The sequence below is a fragment of the Bacillus sp. G16 genome (genome assembly GCF_021282335.1).
Classification (GTDB): domain Bacteria; phylum Bacillota; class Bacilli; order Bacillales; family Bacillaceae; genus Bacillus; species Bacillus inaquosorum.
In genome coordinates, this window is the sequence record NZ_JAJSOZ010000002.1 from 327,097 (window position 1) to 347,781 (window position 20,685).

At 43.4% G+C, this 20,685-nt stretch carries 21 protein-coding genes and 1 pseudogene; 8 read left to right on the top strand and 14 right to left on the bottom strand.

Annotated elements, in window-relative coordinates; genetic code table 11:
* Positions 1 to 6 precede the first annotated feature (6 nt).
* The 3 genes from LWH95_RS03650 to LWH95_RS03660 form a co-directional block, all read right to left on the bottom strand.
* Positions 7 to 1,260, bottom strand: coding sequence for an MFS transporter (locus LWH95_RS03650; RefSeq protein ID WP_232919015.1), 1,254 nt, complete (start codon positions 1,258 to 1,260; stop codon positions 7 to 9).
* Positions 1,257 to 2,174, bottom strand: a complete 918-nt coding sequence (locus tag LWH95_RS03655) for a bifunctional helix-turn-helix transcriptional regulator/GNAT family N-acetyltransferase (RefSeq protein ID WP_080030900.1) — start codon at positions 2,172 to 2,174, stop codon at positions 1,257 to 1,259. The genes LWH95_RS03650 and LWH95_RS03655 overlap by 4 nt, the downstream gene beginning before the upstream one ends.
* Before the next feature lie 91 nt (positions 2,175 to 2,265).
* On the bottom strand, positions 2,266 to 2,514 hold the full coding sequence (locus tag LWH95_RS03660; RefSeq protein WP_003241403.1) for a YbeF family protein: 249 nt from the start codon (positions 2,512 to 2,514) through the stop codon (positions 2,266 to 2,268).
* 283 nt (positions 2,515 to 2,797) lie between these two features.
* Here LWH95_RS03660 and glpT point away from each other — a divergent pair, with 283 nt between their 5' ends.
* Together glpT and LWH95_RS03670 are read left to right on the top strand one after the other, a co-directional pair.
* Positions 2,798 to 4,132, top strand: coding sequence for a glycerol-3-phosphate transporter (gene glpT, locus LWH95_RS03665; protein WP_003241404.1), 1,335 nt, complete (start codon positions 2,798 to 2,800; stop codon positions 4,130 to 4,132).
* Between the two features lie 98 nt (positions 4,133 to 4,230).
* Positions 4,231 to 5,112: a glycerophosphodiester phosphodiesterase gene (locus LWH95_RS03670; protein ID WP_232918982.1), complete on the top strand. Its 882-nt coding sequence runs from the start codon at positions 4,231 to 4,233 to the stop codon at positions 5,110 to 5,112.
* Positions 5,113 to 5,151: 39 nt separating this feature from the next.
* On the opposite strand, the gene LWH95_RS03675 is transcribed toward LWH95_RS03670, so the two are convergent.
* Complete coding sequence (locus LWH95_RS03675) at positions 5,152 to 6,771, bottom strand: APC family permease (RefSeq protein ID WP_232918983.1); 1,620 nt, start codon at positions 6,769 to 6,771, stop codon at positions 5,152 to 5,154.
* Between the two features lie 268 nt (positions 6,772 to 7,039).
* Here LWH95_RS03675 and LWH95_RS03680 point away from each other — a divergent pair, with 268 nt between their 5' ends.
* A complete protein-coding gene (locus LWH95_RS03680; RefSeq protein WP_003241409.1) occupies positions 7,040 to 7,300 on the top strand; it encodes a hypothetical protein in 261 nt (86 codons plus the stop codon).
* A 39-nt stretch (positions 7,301 to 7,339) separates the two neighbouring features.
* Here LWH95_RS03680 and LWH95_RS03685 read toward each other — a convergent pair whose 3' ends face one another.
* Entirely contained in the window at positions 7,340 to 8,593 is a 1,254-nt protein-coding gene (locus LWH95_RS03685; RefSeq protein WP_232918984.1) for a cytochrome P450, read from the bottom strand.
* A 174-nt stretch (positions 8,594 to 8,767) separates the two neighbouring features.
* Here LWH95_RS03685 and blaOXA point away from each other — a divergent pair, with 174 nt between their 5' ends.
* Positions 8,768 to 9,571 carry a class D beta-lactamase gene (gene blaOXA, locus LWH95_RS03690; protein ID WP_232918985.1) on the top strand — a complete coding sequence of 268 codons (804 nt, stop codon included), beginning with the start codon at positions 8,768 to 8,770 and terminating at the stop codon, positions 9,569 to 9,571.
* Positions 9,572 to 9,600: 29 nt separating this feature from the next.
* Here blaOXA and LWH95_RS03695 read toward each other — a convergent pair whose 3' ends face one another.
* From LWH95_RS03695 to LWH95_RS03710, 4 genes are all read right to left on the bottom strand, one after another.
* The gene (locus LWH95_RS03695) at positions 9,601 to 9,792 is read right to left on the bottom strand and encodes a DUF5370 family protein (RefSeq protein WP_029316749.1); all 192 of its coding nucleotides are present in this window, start codon (positions 9,790 to 9,792) and stop codon (positions 9,601 to 9,603) included.
* A 14-nt stretch (positions 9,793 to 9,806) separates the two neighbouring features.
* Positions 9,807 to 10,055: a sigma-G-dependent sporulation-specific acid-soluble spore protein CsgA gene (gene csgA / locus LWH95_RS03700; protein WP_003241413.1), complete on the bottom strand. Its 249-nt coding sequence runs from the start codon at positions 10,053 to 10,055 to the stop codon at positions 9,807 to 9,809.
* Positions 10,056 to 10,167: 112 nt separating this feature from the next.
* A complete protein-coding gene (locus tag LWH95_RS03705) occupies positions 10,168 to 11,556 on the bottom strand; it encodes an amino acid permease (protein WP_019257328.1) in 1,389 nt (462 codons plus the stop codon).
* 325 nt (positions 11,557 to 11,881) lie between these two features.
* Entirely contained in the window at positions 11,882 to 13,066 is a 1,185-nt protein-coding gene (locus tag LWH95_RS03710) for a DUF4885 domain-containing protein (protein WP_133488674.1), read from the bottom strand.
* A 131-nt stretch (positions 13,067 to 13,197) separates the two neighbouring features.
* Between LWH95_RS03710 and LWH95_RS03715 the strand changes: the two genes are divergently transcribed.
* Both LWH95_RS03715 and LWH95_RS03720 read left to right on the top strand, forming a co-directional pair.
* The gene (locus tag LWH95_RS03715; protein WP_133488676.1) at positions 13,198 to 14,055 is read left to right on the top strand and encodes a hypothetical protein; all 858 of its coding nucleotides are present in this window, start codon (positions 13,198 to 13,200) and stop codon (positions 14,053 to 14,055) included.
* 98 nt (positions 14,056 to 14,153) lie between these two features.
* Positions 14,154 to 14,924 (top strand): serine/threonine protein kinase, encoded by a 771-nt coding sequence (locus tag LWH95_RS03720; RefSeq protein WP_133488678.1) that lies wholly within the window; start codon positions 14,154 to 14,156, stop codon positions 14,922 to 14,924.
* On the opposite strand, the pseudogene LWH95_RS03725 reads toward LWH95_RS03720, so the two are convergent.
* From LWH95_RS03725 to LWH95_RS03740, 4 genes and pseudogenes are all read right to left on the bottom strand, one after another.
* Positions 14,909 to 15,113: pseudogene (locus LWH95_RS03725) on the bottom strand (hypothetical protein). The gene LWH95_RS03720 and the pseudogene LWH95_RS03725 overlap by 16 nt on opposite strands.
* A gap of 117 nt (positions 15,114 to 15,230) precedes the next feature.
* Positions 15,231 to 16,217 carry a sensor histidine kinase gene (locus tag LWH95_RS03730; RefSeq protein ID WP_166638387.1) on the bottom strand — a complete coding sequence of 329 codons (987 nt, stop codon included), beginning with the start codon at positions 16,215 to 16,217 and terminating at the stop codon, positions 15,231 to 15,233.
* A complete protein-coding gene (gene ybdJ / locus LWH95_RS03735) occupies positions 16,214 to 16,885 on the bottom strand; it encodes a two-component system response regulator YbdJ (RefSeq protein WP_232918986.1) in 672 nt (223 codons plus the stop codon). The genes LWH95_RS03730 and ybdJ overlap by 4 nt, the downstream gene beginning before the upstream one ends.
* Position 16,886: 1 nt before the next feature.
* Positions 16,887 to 17,864 carry an alpha/beta fold hydrolase gene (locus LWH95_RS03740; protein WP_133488682.1) on the bottom strand — a complete coding sequence of 326 codons (978 nt, stop codon included), beginning with the start codon at positions 17,862 to 17,864 and terminating at the stop codon, positions 16,887 to 16,889.
* 135 nt (positions 17,865 to 17,999) lie between these two features.
* Between LWH95_RS03740 and LWH95_RS03745 the strand changes: the two genes are divergently transcribed.
* On the top strand, positions 18,000 to 18,830 hold the full coding sequence (locus LWH95_RS03745) for a MerR family transcriptional regulator (protein WP_232918987.1): 831 nt from the start codon (positions 18,000 to 18,002) through the stop codon (positions 18,828 to 18,830).
* A 4-nt stretch (positions 18,831 to 18,834) separates the two neighbouring features.
* Complete coding sequence (locus tag LWH95_RS03750) at positions 18,835 to 19,830, top strand: serine hydrolase domain-containing protein (protein WP_232918988.1); 996 nt, start codon at positions 18,835 to 18,837, stop codon at positions 19,828 to 19,830.
* Positions 19,831 to 20,011: 181 nt separating this feature from the next.
* Here LWH95_RS03750 and skfG read toward each other — a convergent pair whose 3' ends face one another.
* A complete protein-coding gene (gene skfG, locus LWH95_RS03755; RefSeq protein WP_060397822.1) occupies positions 20,012 to 20,527 on the bottom strand; it encodes a sporulation killing factor biosynthesis/export protein SkfG in 516 nt (171 codons plus the stop codon).
* Positions 20,528 to 20,685: the final 158 nt, after the last annotated feature.

The following is a 20,685-nucleotide window of genomic DNA, read 5'->3' on the forward strand; positions in this document are numbered from 1 at the left end:
CTCTCTTCACACCTTCTCCACCACAGCCGCACTGTCACGTGTGACCGACGCGGGCTCCCTCAGCATCGCATTCATCACGCTCGCCAGCACGAGCATCCCAATCGACAAATAAAAAGCCAGTGTATACTCACCCGTTACAGTATAGATGACGCCGGGCACATATGCGCCGAGTGCCGAGCCGATTTGATGGGCGAGTGACAGCCAGCCGATCATGAGGCCGATCGAGTAGTTTTGAAAGTACTGGGTGGCGAGCATCTGAGTCGGTGCTACCGTTGCGAAGTCCACTAATCCAAACAAAATGGAAAAGGCTAACAGCAAGTAGGGCTCGTGGCTGTAAATCAGAATCACGATCGACAGCGCGCGCACCGCATATAAAAAGCACAGGATTTTCCGGCTGCTCCACCGGTCAGCAACAATTCCGGACAGTAAGATGCCAGCGATATTAAAGCCGGCGAGCAGACTGACAGCTGCACTTGTGACTGTCGTTGAAAAGCCGTGATCATGAGAAAACGGAATCAAATGGGTATCCATCAGCCCAACGGTCGTAAATCCGCAAATCAAAAACGGCAAAATCAAAAACCAGAATTGTCTCATGTGAAACATCCCGGTTACTGAAAGAGCTGGGGTTTTGGGTGCTGTTTCTTTTTCCGCTTCAGCCAACCCGCCTATTGGCTCTGCATTCTTTTCTGAAGGGTTGTTCCGCAGCATCAGCAGTGCAGCCGGAAAGACAATCACCATTAACAGCAACCCCAATACCACAACCGTCAGCCTCCAGCTAAACCAATGGATCAGCATGAGTGAGCCGGGAACAAGAAGCATCTGCCCCGCGCCAAAGCCTGCTTCCATGATCCCAAAGGCTAGTCCCCGCTTTTTGCTGAACCAATTGACGACTAATACACTTGCGGCCACATTCGACGCTCCGCCAACGCCAAGCGAGACACCCAGCCCATAAAGCAGAAACAGCTGCCAAGGCGAAGTGACAAAGTATGTTAAGAAAATGCTGACTCCTGTCAGTAACGCACTCCATGACAAAACTGCCCGAGCACCCCATTTGTCCACAAGCCGCCCGATCACAGGCTGTGATATGCCATAAACAATAAAACTCAGCGTAGAAATCAGTGAGATGGTGCCTCTATCCATTGAAAACTGCCGTTCCCATGGCTCCACAAATGCACCAAACGACAGACGCACGCCCTGAACGGCCAATAAGATCAAAAAGGTGACGGAAACGATGATCCAAGCATAGTGCAGTCTTTTCATGACAGCTCCAGATCCCACCGTTCTTCTGTCAGACGCTGTCCCCATAATGGCGCTTCTTTTTTCACTTCACTTACCCTGAATCCAAACTTTTCGTAGAGCGGACGAGCCTCAGCCATGGTGCTCACCGTCCAAAGGAAAATGCGTTCAAACTTCATGTCTCGGCAGTATGCAAGTAGATGCTCCATCAATTGAGTGCCGAGCCCTCTGCCTCGAAAAGCAGCATCAACCAGGAACCATCTGAGCTGCACTGTCTGTTCATCATGTTTGACCAACCCGACACAGCCGGCAAATTTCCCGCCGCTTTCCGCGATCCATATATTTTCGATTTCCGCATCAAATGTCTCATGAAGATAAGCTAAAAACGTGTCGTCCCAGCCATGAGCCTCCGCATAAAAGTGTCTCTGTTTTTCGATGAGAAGCTGAAGATCATCCGAAAGAAAATAATCTCTAATCGATATGTCTGGCGTTCTGGAAGAAAGCGACTGTGAAAGGATCGCTTCAATCTCTGCCATCGCTTCCGCAAGCTTGTGCTGGTCCTTTTGGTCAATTTCATTCAGCATCAGTTCCACTTGTTCGTTGGCTTTCTCCTCCAGCTTTTTATAAATCGTTTTCCCCGTTTCCGTGACATAAATATAATGATGGCGGGCGTCATCTTTGCTCCTTTGTTTATAGATCAAATCTTCTTTTTCAAACTGTTTCAAAATCCTGCTGACATATCCCCGGTCAAGCCCAAGCTTATCCTGAAGGGCTTTTGCGGTACAATGAGGCGTATTATAAATTTCAAATAAAATCCTTGTTTCTGTTAAGGAAAACGGGCTGTCGTAAATGTGCTCATTAAGGAAGCCAAGAACATTTGTGTAGAATCTATTGAACTTTCTGAATTTTAATCCGACAGTTGATTCGCTGGTTTTCAAACTCATCCCCACTTTCTTATATCGTTGATTAAGTCAATTATAATCAAATATAGTTGCCATAGTCAACGATATGTTAGAAAGTGGGGCATTTTCATTTTCCTGAAGCTTTTCTTTTCCTGATCACAATCAATGTGATATAGGATAAAGCCAGCGAAACCAAGCTATAGACAACAACCCACCCTAAAAATGATTCGTTAAAAATGGTAAAAGTGAGCACTAACGAAATGAGCAGACTAAGCATTGGCATGAGATACACGTTTTTACAAACACAAGTCCCGGCAACCGATATCAATATAATCCCTAACGGTAAAATACCGAATGCAATATCTAATTCATCCACCTGCAACAGCCTCCCTCCAAATTTTTATGCTGCCTGCAAAAAAACATAACCGCAATAAGTAAGAAGAATTTTAAAATCCAATTTGAAAATTACCCGTTTACATTCACTCCGGACTATGATAATTTAAGAAAGCGCTATCACGATAAGTTAATAGCTTGGATGGAGATGAGGAGAGCCAGGAATCAATCCCCTTTTTAACAAGGGGTGTTTTCTGGCTCTTTTTATTTTTCAGAAAGGAGGCACACCACACATCCAGCACAAACAGCAAAGGGGGATGATTTTGATGTTTCATATATTTAAACCGGCTCCTCATATTGAGAGACTGGATGATTCAAAGACGGATGCGGCTTATAAAAGACTAAGGCTGCAAGTATTCATTGGTATTTTCATCGGCTACGCAGGCTACTATCTGCTGCGGAAAAACTTTGCCTTTGCCATTCCTTATCTGCAGGAACAGGGGTTTTCAAAAACAGAACTGGGCTTAGTGCTGGCCGCTGTGTCGATTGCGTACGGATTCAGCAAATTTATTATGGGCATGGTGTCTGATCGCTGTAACCCAAGGTATTTTCTTGCGACAGGCTTATTTTTATCAGCAATTGTTAATATCCTTTTCGTTTCAATGCCTTGGGTGACTTCGAGCGTCACCATCATGTTTATCTTTATGTTTATCAACGGATGGTTTCAAGGAATGGGCTGGCCGCCATGCGGAAGGACGATGGCCCATTGGTTTTCCATTAGTGAACGCGGCACCAAAATGTCGATCTGGAATGTCGCCCATAACATAGGCGGCGGAATTCTCGCACCGCTTGTCACTCTTGGCATCGCGATGTTCGTGACTTGGAAAAGCGTGTTTTTCTTCCCTGCCATCATTGCCATTATCATTTCATTTTTGATTGTTTTATTGGTGCGCGATACGCCTCAATCTTGCGGACTTCCGCCAATTGAAGAGTATCGGAATGACTATCCAAAACACGCTTTTAAAAATCAGGAAAAAGAATTAACAACAAAAGAAATTCTTTTTCAATATGTACTGAACAATAAATTTCTTTGGTACATCGCGTTTGCCAATGTATTTGTTTATTTCGTGCGGTACGGCGTGGTTGACTGGGCGCCTACTTACTTAACAGAAGCCAAAGGCTTTTCTCCTGAAGACTCGCGCTGGTCGTATTTTCTTTACGAATACGCCGGCATACCGGGAACCATCTTGTGCGGATGGATCAGTGACCGATTCTTCAAAAGCCGACGGGCACCGGCAGGCGTTTTGTTTATGGCGGGCGTTTTCATTGCCGTATTGGTGTACTGGCTGAATCCGGCCGGCAATCCGCTGGTAGACAACATCGCCCTGATCAGTATTGGCTTCTTAATCTACGGACCTGTTATGCTGATCGGCCTGCAAGCGATTGATCTCGCGCCCAAAAAAGCAGCCGGAACTGCAGCCGGTTTGACCGGATTTTTTGGATACATCGGCGGATCTGCTTTCGCCAACGCCATTATGGGCTTTGTCGTTGACCGGTTTGATTGGAACGGCGGCTTTATTATGCTGATCTCTTCCTGCATTCTTGCTATCGTCTTTTTAGCTATGACGTGGAATACAGGAAAACGGGCTGAGCACGTTTAAGAAAGAAACATAAAAGATTAATAGTTTTCCAACACGCCGTTTACATCTGTTTTTTAATATGAAAGACAGGTACTGCCTATCTATAAGGAGGAGAAATCATGCGAAAAAATAGAATACTGGCCCTGGTTCTTCTGTCGCTGGGCTTACTCTCATTTATGGTAACACCAGTGTCGGCAGCGTCAAAAGGAAACCTGCTGTCACCTGACCGTATCCTGACGGTTGCGCACAGAGGGGCTTCCGGATATGTGCCTGAGCACACGATCCTGTCTTACGAAACCGCTCAGAAAATGAAAGCAGACTATATTGAACTGGATCTGCAAATGACAAAAGACGGCAAATTGATTGTCATGCATGATGAAAAACTGGACCGCACCACAAACGGAACGGGCTGGGTGAAAGACCATACGCTTGCGGACATTAAGAAACTTGATGCCGGTTCTTGGTTTAATGAAGCCTATCCGGAAAAAGCAAAGCCGAAGTACGCCGGCCTTAAAGTTCCTACATTAGATGAAGTATTAAACCGTTTCGGAAAACACGCGAACTACTACATTGAAACAAAATCGCCTGACACCTACCCAGGCATGGAAGAAAAACTGATCGCTTCTTTACAGAAACATAAATTACTAGGCAAACATGCTAAGCCCGGCCAAGTAATCATTCAATCGTTCAGCAAAGAAAGTCTGGTAAAAATCCATCAATTACAGCCAAACCTGCCAACTGTTCAATTGCTGGAAGCCAAACAAATGGCGTCAATGACAGATGCTGACCTGGACGAAATCAAAACATACGCTGTCGGTGCGGGTCCGGATTACAAAGCACTGAATGCTGAAAACGTCAGCATAATCCGCAGCCACGGCCTACTGCTTCACCCTTACACAGTCAATACAGAAGCAGATATGCGCCGCCTGCTTGACTGGGGAGTGACAGGAGTGTTCACCAACTATCCTGACCTTTTCCACAAAGTAAAAAAGGGTCATTAAAAGAAAAAAACCTTGCGCCCACAGCGCAAGGTTTTTCATTTATTCTTTTCCGGCAGCAGCTTCTGACTGTCCGTTAAACAGCTGAGAATTAATCTCTTTCGCATCCTTTAAGTATTCTGTCTGATAGCCGCTCTTCAGCGCCCACACATAGAATACAAGTGATACAACCGCAATCAGAACCATATCCCAGCCGTAATGAATGACATTCAGGCCGCCGAATTTATCACTGCCCAAATAAGATATAATCATCATGACCAGCAGATAAAACACCATCCAGACGCCGGCCTTAAAGTTTTGGCCAAACCCTTTCCATTTCGCCTTCGCCTGATAATAGAAATAAATTGGAAGACCGATCAGGATAATAAACAGAACCTGTCCTGTTAACGGCCAGCGTGCCCAATACAGCACCAGCGACGCAAAGATAAACCCAAGCGGCGCAATCACGCTTAAGCCTTTTAAACGAAGAGGCCTGTACAGGTCTTTCCCCGTCCGTCTCAAAGTCATTACTGTAATCGGGCCGGTGATATACGAAATTAACGTGGCGACAGAAATAATTTCCGCTAACACGCCCCACCCTCTGAACAGGAACAAAAAGATGAACGAAACAATCAAGTTAAAAAACATCGCTTGGCGCGGAACGCCGTAAATCGGATGAAGTTTCCCGAATATACTCGGCATGTATTTGTTTTTCTCCATTCCGTAAATCATGCGGGACGTTGTCGCTGTATACGTAATCCCTGTGCCAGACGGTGACACAAACGCATCCGCATACAACACAATGACAAGCCAGTTAATATTCAGCGCAATCGCCAAATCAGCAAAAGGAGAATTAAAATTCAGATGGCTCCAGCCGTGAGCGATATCAGAAGGATTCACCGCTCCGATGAAGGCTACCTGCAGCAGTACATAAATCACTGTCGCAACGAAAAGGGAGCCGACAACCGCAATCGGAATCGATCTTCCCGGATTTTTCGCTTCACCCGCCATATTGATCGGGCTTTGGAAACCGTTAAATGCAAACACGATACCGGAAGTTGCAACCGCCGTCAGCACACTCGCCCAGCCATTCGGCGCAATGCTTTGACCGGCCGTAAAGTTTTCTCCGTGAAACCCGACAAACAGCAAAGCTCCAATCGTCAGGCCCGGAATAATAATTTTAAAAATCGTAATGAGTGAATTCGCTTTGGAAAATAGATTGACTGTCCAGTAGTTCAGCAGAAAATAAATGAGAAGCAATACAGAGGCAAATGCGAGTCCTTCCCCAGTCAGCGTTCCATTCTTCACTAAACCGCTTGTCCATTTCGCCCATTCCCAAGGCCACGAGCTCATATATTGAACAGAGGCCACCGCTTCAACCGGAATAACGGACACAATCGCAATCCAGTTGGCCCAGCCTGCGATAAATCCAATAAACGAACCGTGTGAATATTGCGTATATTTTACCATTCCCCCGGCTTCAGGGAACATAGAACCTAATTCACTGTAAGAAAGAGCAATAAATAAAATAACGACCATTCCAATAATCCATGAAATAATAGCAGCTGGCCCTGCTATTTGGGCCGCACGCCAAGCCCCAAACAGCCAGCCTGAACCGATCATCGATCCGAGCCCGACCATCATGAGGGAAAACGTTCCCATTCTTCGATGCAATTGATTCATATCGTAAACACCTTTCATGTATGATGACATTATCTTGCTAATTATATTATTATTCTGATTACTTCACTTTGTCAATATTTATCGAATTGTGGCTAATAATGATAATAAGTCAATGTATATTACCTTCCAATACAGGAATGAAGTCATTAGTTTCTTTCTAAATGGAATTTACTTCAAATATCAATAATAAAAACACAATAGGTTTAGCCATAAGCAAAACGGGAATGATACAGGAAACACTACTCTTACAATAGAAAGGAGTATTACCATGAAACAAAAGCTGTTACTTTCAGGTCTCGCTGTTTCAACCGTAGGCATCACTTCTTATCTATTAAAAGACCCGTCAAATCGCCAAAAGGCAAGAGAATTCATTCACAGCATGAAAATGAAAATGACCAAACAGCCAGACATGGACACGTTCCCAGTCGATAAAGCAGGACACCCGCACCCGGAAGATATCGAAGACAACAAAATGGTATCAGAAGGCTCCATGTACCCCGTCCAATACTACGATGAAAAAAAGAAGTAATCAAAAAGCTCTCTTCGATAAGGAAGAGAGCTTTTTGATTTAACTTTTCCGTCTGATTCCGCTCATCACAAAGCCGCTTTCAGGCAATGACGGCATTCTGGCGAGACTGTAATGCAGCGATTGTTCCGGCACGTCGTATTCAATCTGATTGACGAGAAAATCCAGGCTCGCTTTCATGACTTCAATTGTAATGCCTTCCCCTGGACAGCGATGGCCTTTCTCGGCGTGTCCCCCGCCTTGAGGAATCAAATCAAACGGATTTTCCTCCCGCTCCGCAAATCGCTCCGGCCGAAATTCTTCAGGATGATCCCATAAGCGAGGATCGTGATTCGTTCCATAAACATCAAGCAGTACCGATGTGCCCTTCTTAAACTCACAGTTATTCCATTCAAAGTCCTTTTTGACAAGCGCCCCTACAAACGGGCCAAACGGATAATATCTGCGGACCTCCTGCACAAACATTTCTCTTTCCCGGCTGCTTCCAGACCGCAGCCATTCCTTATACTTCGGATGTTCATGAAGCGCCAAAGCTGAAAACACAAGAAAGTAAGAAATAGCAACAATAGGCCTCAGTACATTCATCAGCTCAATGGCTGCCATTCGGGAATCCAGCTGGCTTCCATCTTCTTGTGTATGAAAAGCCATCTCATGCTGTGCTGTTCCGGCAGATGTTTTCAGCAAGCCGGCACGAACATCTTCAATCATTCTTTCAATCCACTCTTCCGCACGCGGCCTTGCTCGTCTTCCCTTCCAATGCCGCGGCCCCACAGCACCAAACGCGTCAACCATATCGATGAAGTCATCTGCCCGCTCTTTGACTTCCGTTTCCTTCAGCGGAACACCTGCCCAATAGCACGCAACCCGGCATAGAATTTCTTTTGCTTCTTCAAATAACACAACCTGATCTGCCTTCTCCCATCTCGTGACTGCCGCTTCCCACTCCTCTGTCATCAGCTCAGCCAGCCGCTTTTGATGCGGCGGTGTCATTAATGATAGAAAAAGCATCTTCCGATGGATATGTGCGCCCCCATCCATCGTCTGAATCGCATTTACGCCAAACAGCGTTTTCTGCACCCGCTTCGGCACAGCGTTCTGCCGCTGAAACCGCTCAGTATCATAAAACACCTTCGCGGCCTCAGCACCGGTCATGCATATAAAGGTTTTTCCCATTAAACGAGCCTGAAACAGATCTGATTGATAGCGCTCTGTTCTGTTTTTAATAAACAAATATCCTTCCTGCATCAGCGTCAGGCTGTTGTCGAGACTTTTGTCATGTGGAATCTGCTCATTCATTCGCTTACCCTGCCTTCCTTTTTACCCTCTATTTTCACTTAATCCTACAAGCATAAACCCAATAACAGTATTTGTTTACGAAACCAAATTTAAGCGTTTTTATGAGCAACTTTTTAGAGGAAGAGCAGAAGAAATAGAGAAAAGGTAGTTGATCAAAACAAAGGGGAGAACAAAATGAAGAAATGGATATATGTTGTGCTTGTGCTGAGTATTGCAGGGATCGGCGGCTTTTCCGTCCACGCAGCAACGTCTGCCTATGAAAAACACCTGAATGTCAGCCGAATGAATGTCGATGACGAATTCAAGGATACGGATGGAACCTTCATTCTTCACGATGTGCAAAAGGATAAGACCTTTGTCTACAACAGAGAACGGGCAAACAAAAGACAAACCCCGCAGTCCACCTTTAAGGTCGTAAACGCCTTAATCGGGTTACAGGTACAAGCTGTTCGGGATGAATACGATGTCAAACGGTGGGACGGGGTAAAGCGCGAATTCGAATCATGGAACCGCGACCATACACTAGGCTCGGCCATGCGGGAATCCGCCATCTGGTATTATCAAGCATTAGCGAGAGATATCGGTGAGGAAAGGATGAAAACATGGCTTCATACGCTGTCATACGGCAACGAAGATATCAGCGGGGGAATCGACCAGTTTTGGCTGCAAAGCTCTCTGACAATATCTCCGTTGGAACAAGAAGCCTTTTTGGAGAAATTTTTTAAAGAGGAGCTTCCATTTGACAAATCGGTGATGAAAACCGTCAAGCGCATGATGATTCAAGAGGAAGGAGATCACTACACGCTCTACGGAAAAACCGGAACCCGCCTGACAGACATGGGATTAGGCTGGTTTGTCGGATTCATCAAAACAGAGCATGGCTCTTATATTTTTGTCACCAATGTTGATGATTCCGGCACAAAAGCCAAAAACATCACAGTGGATATCCTGAGAAAGTATGGCCTGATCACATCCTAAATGAAGGAGCCCCGCAAATAGGCAGGGCTCTAAATCTCATGCTCAAAACAATAATGATTCACTAGCTCTTCAATCAAATCATGATCCGGATATTCTCCGTTAAATTCAAATTCGATTTCTTCCACAAATTCTCCGTGATGGTACACATGGATGGCTCCATTTTGACGGACGACGCTAAACTCCGGCTGAAATGTATATCCGCTTCGTTCAATTGCTCCCATTTCTTCCCCGCCTTTCAAAGCAGTAATTCATACACCTCGTTTAATTCCTTGGCCCGTTTTTGATCCTGTTCATTCTGGGCATACTTAATTTCTTTCTCTAATACATGGTTCAAAAAAGACATTTCATTGTCATCTAAGTCTTTTACAAATTCCTCTTCATTCACATACCGCTTCGCCAGCATCTTCTTGCAAATCCGCTGGCAGACTTCATTTTCAAGATGGTTTGAAAGTGATTCGCGCAAATAACCGAGTGTAACATCCATTTTTGAACACCTTTCCTTCTGCTATCTTTACCCTATAGCTTGCTGAAATAGGGAAAATCCATACGCCAAAAATAAAAAAAGAGACATCCGTGAATGTCTCTTTTTTCTATGGTTATTCAGCCGCTTGGCTGCTTTTTGTCAAATTGGCCTGCGCACGTTTGCCAATCCCAAACACATAATAACTCATGACCACAAGGGCTAAGAATATCACGCCTACAATCAGAGAAATACGAGTATCATCATTAAACCACATGCCGACCAGAACCATCAGCAAGAAAGCAATCGTCAAATAGTTTGTGAAAGGTGCAAACGGCATTTTGAATGGATGTTTATCTAATGCAGCGCCCTTCGCTTTTCTGAATCCGATGTGACTGATCAAAATGATAAACCAAGGAATCATGCCGGGCAGCACGCTTGCGCTGTATACATATACAAAGATCTTCGGCGGCGCAATATAGTTCAGCACAACACCGACAGCCAAACCGATCAGTACCGCAATTGTGCCATACAGCGGCACACCGTTGCGTGAAATCTTCTTAAAGAATTTCGGCGCTTGTCCATTGACGCCTAATGTATAAAGCATACGGCCCGCACTGAAAATACCGCTGTTACAGCCGGACATTGCCGCTGTAATCACGACAAAGTTAATAATGCCGGCGGCTGCCGTAATTCCGATTTTCGCGAACGTAGACACGAACGGGCTTCCAAGTGAATTGAGCTCATCCCAAGGATAAACTGTCACGATCACAAAGATAGCGCCAATATAGAAAATCAAAATACGCCAGATAATACTTTGAATCGCACTTCTTAGCGTGTTTTGCGGGTCCTTCGCTTCACCGGCTGTAATCCCGATCAGCTCAACTCCTTGATAGGCCGCAATGACGAGAGACAGTGCAAAGAAGAAACCTGAGAAACCGCCCGCAAAGAAGCCCCCGTGAGACCACAGGTTCGACAATCCGATCGCATCTCCGCCGTTGCCAAACCCGAAGAAAATAATCCCGATTCCCGCAATAATCATCAAGATAATCGTCACAATTTTAATCATCGCAAACCAAAACTCAAATTCGCCAAATGACTTAACAGAAATTAAGTTCGCCGCACCAAGAATCACCATTGCCACGATACCAGGTATCCAAGCAGGCAAATCCGGGAACCAATACTTCATATAAGAACCGACAGCGATAATTTCTGACATGCCGACGATAATCCACTGGAACCAGTTGCTCCAAGCTGTTATATAACCTGCCAGCGGATGAATATATTGATGGCCGAATGTCGCAAAAGAACCCGTGCTCGGCTCGACATAAAGCATTTCACCCATCGCACGCATAATAAAAAAGATAAAAATTCCGCATATTGCATAAGCCAGAAGGACAGACGGGCCAGTCCATGAAATCGTGCTGGCAGAACCCATAAACAACCCAACACCGATCGTACCGCCTAAGGCGATCATCTGAATATGACGCGCGCCAAGGCCCCTCTTTAATTCTTTATTTGCCACTCCTCTTCCTCCTCTTAACAAAATACTCGAAAATGAGAAAACAGCAGGTCTGCTTGCCTCCATATCTTTCTCATCAATCAGTTATAACAATCAGAAAATTCAAACTTAAAATTGTTATATAATCTCCAAAATTACTTATTTCATCATAATAAATTTCTCTGGAAAATACAATTGTTTTTTTGAGGTAAACACTTTTGTTCAGAGTTTTTAATAAGAACTTTGATTAAAATCTTTTATATGAATATAATTAAATTATTCGAATATTAAAATTATATTCCCTCTATTGATTCTCATAAAAAATAAGCTGTTCACAATGAACAGCTTTCTAATAATTCACACCCGTTTGGTGCTTTAATGTCTCAAGCCACCCGGTATCTCCGATGCCATAGCCCTTGCTTTGCCCCACATCTCTTAAAGATCCATTGCTGTAGTTAATTGATAAGATGAAATCAGGAATGGTATCATACCCGGCTTCCGCAATTTTACTGAGCTCTGAACGGTAGTGAGATATAGCATAAGAAGCCGTTTGTTTTTGCAGAGGATTTTTTTCAAGCTCTTCTTTATATACGTCTAATAAGTCACGTCCATCAGGCGTTACATACCGCCCGTCAATCACTTCTAAATCCTTCAAATGATAGCCTGTAACTTCATACATCTCACGAGCAGCCTGATACTTTTTATATGCTTCTTCGGAAAATTGTGTTGAATCACTGCTTTGGCTTTTCATGATATGTAAAAATAGCTCTTTGCTGTTGTCTCCAGATTGCAGCACTTGCTCAATTTGCTCAATCAGTGCCTGATCGTCTGTCCCGCTCACCCGTACCTTATAGTCAATCGGCGTAATCGTAAACGTCAGCTCTATCCCCTGCGGAATGTGAATATGGTTTCGGTTCAACAGCACTTGCAGCTGTTGGTTAACCTGGCTTCGCTGATATACCTTTGCATTCTCAGCCTCCACGTCTCCATTAAACGTGACATTGCGAAACGCAGCATCCTGCAGGTTATAGTTTTGCGCCTTCCCTTTGAATAGCCATTCTGTTTCATTATCGTAAGCAGCCTGTCTTTCTGCAGCTGACAGATCACTTCTGAAATAAGGCGACTTTGAATTTTGGTACTTATCCTTAATATAGCCTAATGGATCAGACTTTGTTTTGTTAATCGCATTCATCCTGCTGTATTTTTCATCTAGTATTTTGATTCTGATATCACTCTCAGATTCATAGGGGTTTTTGGATTGAATCACTGTTTCTTCCCCTGTGTCTGTCACTGTTCGATCATTCGCTGATTGATACACTTTGCTGAAAGTCCCGCCGTTTCCCGCCACACTGGTTTTAGAATAATTGAACTGGTTGATTCCCTCATTTGAAGATCGTGCCTCAAGCCTGCTGTATGCCTTTTCCAGCATCGCTGCTGTATTTTCAGCCATATTCTCGCGTTTAGTAGCCGCATTCCTATTCAATATGTTCTGTGCCATCAGCTGGGTGCGGATAAATTGCCGATTCAGACGCATTGGATTCCCTCCTGAACAATTCTCTCTTACCCTTTTTTATCGGCAATTCCATGTATATATTAACCTCAAAAAACATTTATTTACACATGAAACTTTAATATGTATGATGGAAATAAAAGGAGGTTGTTTACATGACGAAAAAATGGCTTATTCCATTCGCTATTATGCTGTCTGTCTTATTCACCTTTACTTATTCGGCATCAGCTGCCGGAGTCACTGCTATTACAGGAAACAATTCATTTGATACCGCAGCACCGATCGGATATTGGAAATATAAGAATATCGATACAACGATACTGGAAGCCGGACAAGATGAAGCCTATTTCACTTTTACAGCTAATAAGGGAGAAAAAGTATACGTGAGAAGTACATATCAGAGCGCGTACACAGGGATGAAAATTGAAATTTACGATAAGAACAGAGTACCTGTTTCACAAGGTACAGAAGTCATTAACCCTGACACTTTTTCTTCATTTATCTATGCCAATGCTGACGCTCAAAACACGACGGATACCTTCTATGTGAAAGTGTCACGCGGTACCTATACCGGGAACATGTATTTCACACTTTCAATTGAAGACCGAATCAAATCCGGCAGCGGAACGTTCCAGTTCAGCGGCGTTGCTGAAAATAAAGGAAACACAAGCCTTAGTCCCTCAGGTTCTGACTCCAGCGTGATCAAGGTTGATTTAACAAATCAATCCGAAATACCGCGCGATGCCATCGTAACCAGAGTACAAACAACCGCCACTCAAACACCAAGCCAGGGAAATACACGCCACTTCATCATGACGAGTGAAAACAACGAATGGCGCCGTGCTCTTGTGAATAGCTCGACTTCAGGGTCTTATGATATATCCTTGTCAGATCAACTCAGTGTAGCAAAGGTATGGAGTTTTAAATATAATACACTAGCAACTGCTAAATCGACGATGAGTAATGTAAAAGCAAAAATAGATTATCAATACGATGTCACAAAACAGTTTTAACTTATACCGAGCCGGTTATCCGGCTCTTTTTTATTTTTAGCCTAGAAGGCAATCGTTTTGATACACTATAGTCAGTACAACCAAGGGAAGTGCAGCAAATGGCATTAAAACAGCTAAAAAAACTGTTGTTTGACCGTCCTCTGAAGGACGGCGACTTACTGAACAATCAATACAGAATCGAAGAATGCCTCGGCATGGGCGGCTATGGCTTAGTTTATTTGTGCACCGATGTCCATACTCAAACATCTTATGTCTTAAAACAGCTACGGCCCACAAAAGCCAAAAAGGAAAAAGAAAGAGTCCGGTTCCAGCAGGAAATGAAACTGCTCAAAAGCATGCACCACCCGCAAATCCCGGCCTTCATAGAAGATTTCATCATTGACGGACAAGCTTATTATGTCATGCAGTTCATTGAGGGAGATAATATAGAAGAATTATTATTTTTTCGAAAACAGCCGTTTACAGAGCTCATGGCGTTACAGCTGATTTCACAGCTCCTTGAGATTGTAGAATACCTGCATGAACGCCTGATATTTCATAGTGACATCAGAACGCCTAATATCATCATCAATGACGGCAGGCTCTGCCTCATCGATTTCGGCCTTGCCAAACAATTGACTCCTGAAGAAACGGAGGAAGTAAAGGTGAGGAAACAGGATGACTTCTTCGATCTTGGAGAAACGCTGTTGTTCCTGCTGTATTCTCAATATAAAGGAAAAAAGAAGAAAAACGGCACCTGGATGGAGGAATTAACGCTCACAAAAGAAGTAACCCTGCTGCTGAAAAAATTATTGGGCATTGATGAAGAGTATCAGCACACCGCTTTCATTCGCGAAGATTTAAACCGAGCCATTCAATCGGTCACATAAAAAAACCCTTGTCCCAAAAGCGGAACAAGAACTTTTTTTTGGATTAACTGCTGCTGTAGCTCCGGCGTTTGTAACGATGACTGCCGCCATAACGGTCGTAGTGTCTTCTTTTGCCTGAGCTGCTGCTGTAGCTGCGGTAATGTCTGCGCCGGCTGCTGCTGTAATGCCGGTGTCTGCGATATCGGTCACTAGAGCTGCCTGAGAGGTACTTGATCGTTTTGATGATTTTTTTAAACATTGCTGATCACCTCATTTCTTTCTTCCTATTATATATATTTTATGGGAGAAAGAAAAACATCAGCGGGGTCACTCTTTTGAAAACAAGAACCGCGTTCCATTTTCATTTGTCTGCAGCTCATAAGTAATGGCAAGCAGTCTGCATATATCCTCAATAATCTTTAACCCAAGCCCCTCATTGTTCTCGGTCTTATCAAATCCAATACCGTCATCCCGAATAGAAACAGTGCCATGTTCAATCGTAACTTCCATCTTTTCAGCTTTTGAATGCTTTAACGTATTTTGAAAAATATTATCGAACAGCCTTTGCATCCATAACGCGTTGCTCATCCATATCACTTCTTGATCTGCTGGCTTATAGTGCAATTCAATCCCATTCATACTGTATAAATAATCCCACTTTTTCACCGCTGTTTCTAATAGCTCGTTTAGGCGCACTTCTTCATTTACGATATAAGAACTTTCTAACGTCTCAGCGGAATATAGATTGAATTCATTGGTTAGTTCCGAGATATATTCGATTTGCTGATACAACGATTCGAATACGGCCGGATCATGACATTGGCCTTCCAAATAAAACAACTGCAGCCTGAGAGCGGTTAAAGGTGTATTAATGTCATGACGCAGTTTTTGCAAAAGTTCCTTTTTGATTTCCTCCTGCTGTCTCAGTTCCAGTTCACGGTATGTCGTCCGTTCAATTAACAAATTGACCGATTTGGTCAGTTCCCCGATTTCATCAGCGCGTTTCACTTCTATTTTATCGGGCACCTTTTGATCACTCGCCAGATGCCGAATGGTTTGATTTAATAGATTGATTTTATGCAGCAGGGAATGAATCGACTTTGAAAATAAAAAAGCTAACAATAAGAGTGATAACAAAAATACAACGAGCATTGCCGGATACGCAAAAGACCTGTGAAAAGGCATACCATGATTCATCGGTTTAAACATGCTGTCATAAATTACAGACATCAAAATACTAACCGCCAGCAATAGCACCGGAACACTAATAACGGCCGTACATAATAACAGCTGATATTTTGTCTTTAGCTTCATTTCTTCACAACGGTATTCAGCCGATACCCTTCTCCATATATATTTTCAATAATCTCACCCGCTTGATCATTGATTTTGGCTCTTATTTTTTTAATGTGCACATTGACGATATTCGGGTTTCTGTCTTCGAGCTGCCACAGATATTCAAAGAAATGTTCCTTTGTCAGGGTGCTGTCCCTATTTTCATATAAATAAAAGAAAATTCTCCGCTCAATCGCAGTAAACAACACCTCATCATGCAAGCTTTCATTGAACACTTTTTTGGTTTCCGCATCAATATACAAATGTTTGATTTGCGTAAAGGTGCCATAATGATGCTCAAGCATATTCTTCATTCTTAATAGCAGCTCTCTCGGATCAAAGGGCTTTACCATATAATCCTCGCCGATCTGCAAACCTTGAAGCTTGCTGTCCATGTCATTGCGGGCCGAGAGAAAAATGACCGGAATACGCAGCCCCAGCTTTTTGATTTTTGCAGACATTTGATATCCGTCTTCACCCGGCAGCATCACATCCATAATGACCAAATCCACCTTCTGAATTACCGAAAGTACATCCGCTCCATCTGTTTTCCACATCACATGATATCCCTCACGCTGCAAAATCTTTTGCAGCAAATCACCAATCATCACATCATCTTCAACGATTAAAATATGATAACCCTTCATCCTAGCGAACCTTTCTCATAAACTCCATGGAAAGTTTATATATTTGATCAGGCTGATATAAATAAATACTGTGTGTTCCCCTCAGTTCCTTTATATCAGCTGTATTAAATTGAGCCGCAAACGCTTCATAATCTTTTCGGTTTTGTATGGCATACTTTGAATGTCTATTTTGGTCAGAGACCGCATCTAAAATCAAGACGGGAGTTTCTTTTGGCGCCGGCAGATTCACAGATTTCCTGCCGTTTTGGTAAGACTGTAAAAGCTCATGCTCCATATCTGCATTAAAAAATTGCTTAAAGTTAATGGCTTTATAGATTTCTTTTTCTTCATCAGTTAAAAATGACTGCCGAATCACCTCAGGATTATATACTGCGGAAGACATAAACCGATGAAAACCAATCGAAGTTAACAGATGGAACCCTCTCACTTTCAGTCTGTCAATCCCGCTCAATTTATACGTGACATACTGCTGAGGCAATCCAATATCCATCGCAATAATCGCCTTAATTTCCTTAGGATATTTCTGCGCCCAATACATCGCTTCAATCCCGGATATGGAATGAGGCATTAAAATATAAGGAGGCTTATTTCCGCTTTTCATAAGCGCTTTCCTCGTCTGTTCCAGTACCGTGTCAATATCTCTGTCATCGTTAGACACATCACTGTATCCATAACCAGTCCGATCAACAACAGCAATCTTGTTTTCTTTTGAAAACTTGCTGTACAAACCTTTCATCTCATAAGCAGGCGCAGCAATCCCCGAACCGGACATAAACACAAACGTATCCTTCCCGCTTCCCTCTTCATACACATTCATCTTTTTACCGTCAACATCGACTACTGTGCCTTTGCCTTTCAGCAGTGCCGCCTCCTTATTTAGCTGGTAATGGTGATAAATAAATACCGAGACGGATACAAGCAAAACCAAAGCAGCCAAGCTGCCAAAAATGATTTTTAGGACTTTCCATAAAGTTTTCATATGATGCTCCTTTCACGTGATACGGAAAGGATACGACATGAAAATAAATTTCTGATTAATTTTGGGTCGATTTTATTTAGACATTTGACTTTGTCCTTACGGAAAGGTGTACATTTGGAGCATGGAGGTGATCGTTTGCTATCGATCGGTGAATTTTCAAAGATATGCAAAGTATCAACAAAAACACTGCGATACTATGATGAAATCGGATTAATCCACCCCGAAGACATTAATCCTGAAAATGGATATCGATATTATTCTATCAGGCAGCTGAAAGAAATGCTCTTGATTAACCGTTTAAAGTCGTATCATTTTTCTTTAGAAGAAATCAAAACCATTCTCGATTTGGAAGAGGATCAGGCTGAAGAAAAGCTTGGTTCTGCCCTTCAGCGAAAAAGAAGAGAAGTACAGGAAAAGATCAATGCTTATGAATATACCCTTACACAATTGAACCTCGATATTCTGCGTGCAGAGAAAGGCAAACCAATGATGTCATGGTTTGACGATATAGAAGTAATGCTTGCCGAAACCCAGCCAATGAACATTCTTTATATACGCCAAATGCTGAGCAGTGATGACTACGCCTTAGGATATGAGAAGTATTTTAGCAGGCTATATGAAAGAATTGCTGTTGATAAACTTACCTTGCTCGGCACGCCCATGACCATTTATCACAGCCCTGAGTACAACCCTGCCGGCAATGATACAGAGTTTGCGATTCCAATAGAGGAGACGGTAAGGGAGACAAGAGATTTACGCGGAGGTCTTTGCGCAAAGTCTGTTTGGAAGGGACCATATGCAGAATTAACAACCGTATACGCTAAGCTGAGAGAATGGGTCGAAGGTGAAGGCTATGAATTGGCGCAATCACCCTATGAAGTGTATGCAACCGATCACCACCAAGCTGGTGTGCCAGAGGATATTGTGACTGAAGTGTATTTTCCAATAAAGAAAAAAGAGAGGTAACGTCATGCAAAGAAACGACTGGCCAACTGCAGACCCGGCAGCCTTGGGGATAGACGCCGATAAACTGTCTGAGCTTGACCCTAAAATAAAATCCGAATACAGCAATATAAACGGTATCGTGGTTGTGAGAAATGGATACATCGCTTATGAGCGCTATTCTCATCAATATGGACCCGACGATACGCATCATGTAGCATCAGTAACCAAAAGTATCATGTCGGCCCTCATTGGGATTGCAATACATGCAGGATACATCAAAAGTGTCGACCAAAACGTTCTGGACTTTTTCCCGGATACTCCTAATAAACAAATACAAGCCATCACCATACGCCACCTTCTCACGATGACAGCTCCCTATCCATTTGAAGACTGGCACGAACCACTCGACAAGATGTGCATGCAGCCTGATTGGATCACCTATACGCTGGATATGCTGGGCCAAGGAGGCACAATCGGCACTTTTAAATACTCCACCGCAGGTGCACACCTGCTATCAGCCATCATCACCCGCAGCACAGGCAAGAGCGCCCGCGAGTTTGCCAACGAGCACTTATTTAAACCGATCGGCATGAAAGAAATCCCCTATTATGGTATGAAATCATTTGGCTTTGACGATCTATTCGGAAAAAACGTGAAGGGATGGGTAAATGACCCGGACGGCAACTCAACCGGAGGATGGGGACTTACGCTGACTCCACGGGATATGGCTCGGTTTGGTTATCTATATTTGAATCATGGTACTTGGAACAATCAACAGATCATTCGGAGATCATGGATTGACGAATCAACAGAGATAAACCCCAATAACTACGGTTATCTATGGTGGCTGCGTGATGAGGATGGCGTTTTCTCATACTCAGCACTGGGCGATGGCGGGAATGTGATTTGCTGTGTTCCGGAGAAAGACTTGGTTGTAGCAATTGCATCGGAATTGATTATTAATGCTCGTGACAGGTGGAAGCTGATTAAGGAATGTATTGTCCAGTCTGTGAAAGATTAAACTTATTTATGGCAACTAGACAGATAAGAAATAAGCGGTAGCCTCCTCAATATCTTTCTCCTTGAGAAGGCTGCCGATAACCGCCAATAAGAAATTCTCGTCCATTCTTATTTTTACCGAAAATCCCATGAAAGTGTCATCTGCTTAGCGATACAAAACCTCCATATCTACTATCCTACCTTCAATCCTCCTTATCTTTCAGCTGAAAAGCAATCAGTTTTCCTAATGCCTCTTCAGCCGCAAACGGAGCAACTATTCCTGAAGGATGTTCATGCTCGTGCTTCAGGCATTCATACATCTTCGGTTCAATGCAAGCCGGATCGATCCATGCAATACACCAGGATGCCCAAAAACGTGATTGCCCTTCACTTTCTTGAGCGATTTTGATGACAAAGGGCAGACTGGGCTTCCCGATTCTCATGAGTGAAATGGCTGCAGCCATTCGTGTATCTTCGGCATGACTTGTTAATAAACGTGATAGCTCCTCCGCTGCTTCACTCGCATCTTCCCCAAACTCACCTAAAACAGCCGCAGCGATATTACGTAAAGAGCCTTCCTCTTTTAAGGCCTCAACCAAAACAGGTATTGCATCTTTTCCTGATCTCTTTAGCTCCCCTATCGCTTGAACAATTGTGATCTCATTTGTATTCGCTAAATTCTGAACAGATAACGACAATTCATCACCATTTGATTTCATAAAAGGGCCCCCTCTCTCGTTTGATAATAGACACTCAGCGTATTCCACAAGGATATACCGGAAAGTGTATTATCTTCCAATTAACATTTAAATACTACAAACACTGTAAATAATCCTGTGAGATCCCATTATAAGAAACTCCGCCGCCTTTTTTAATG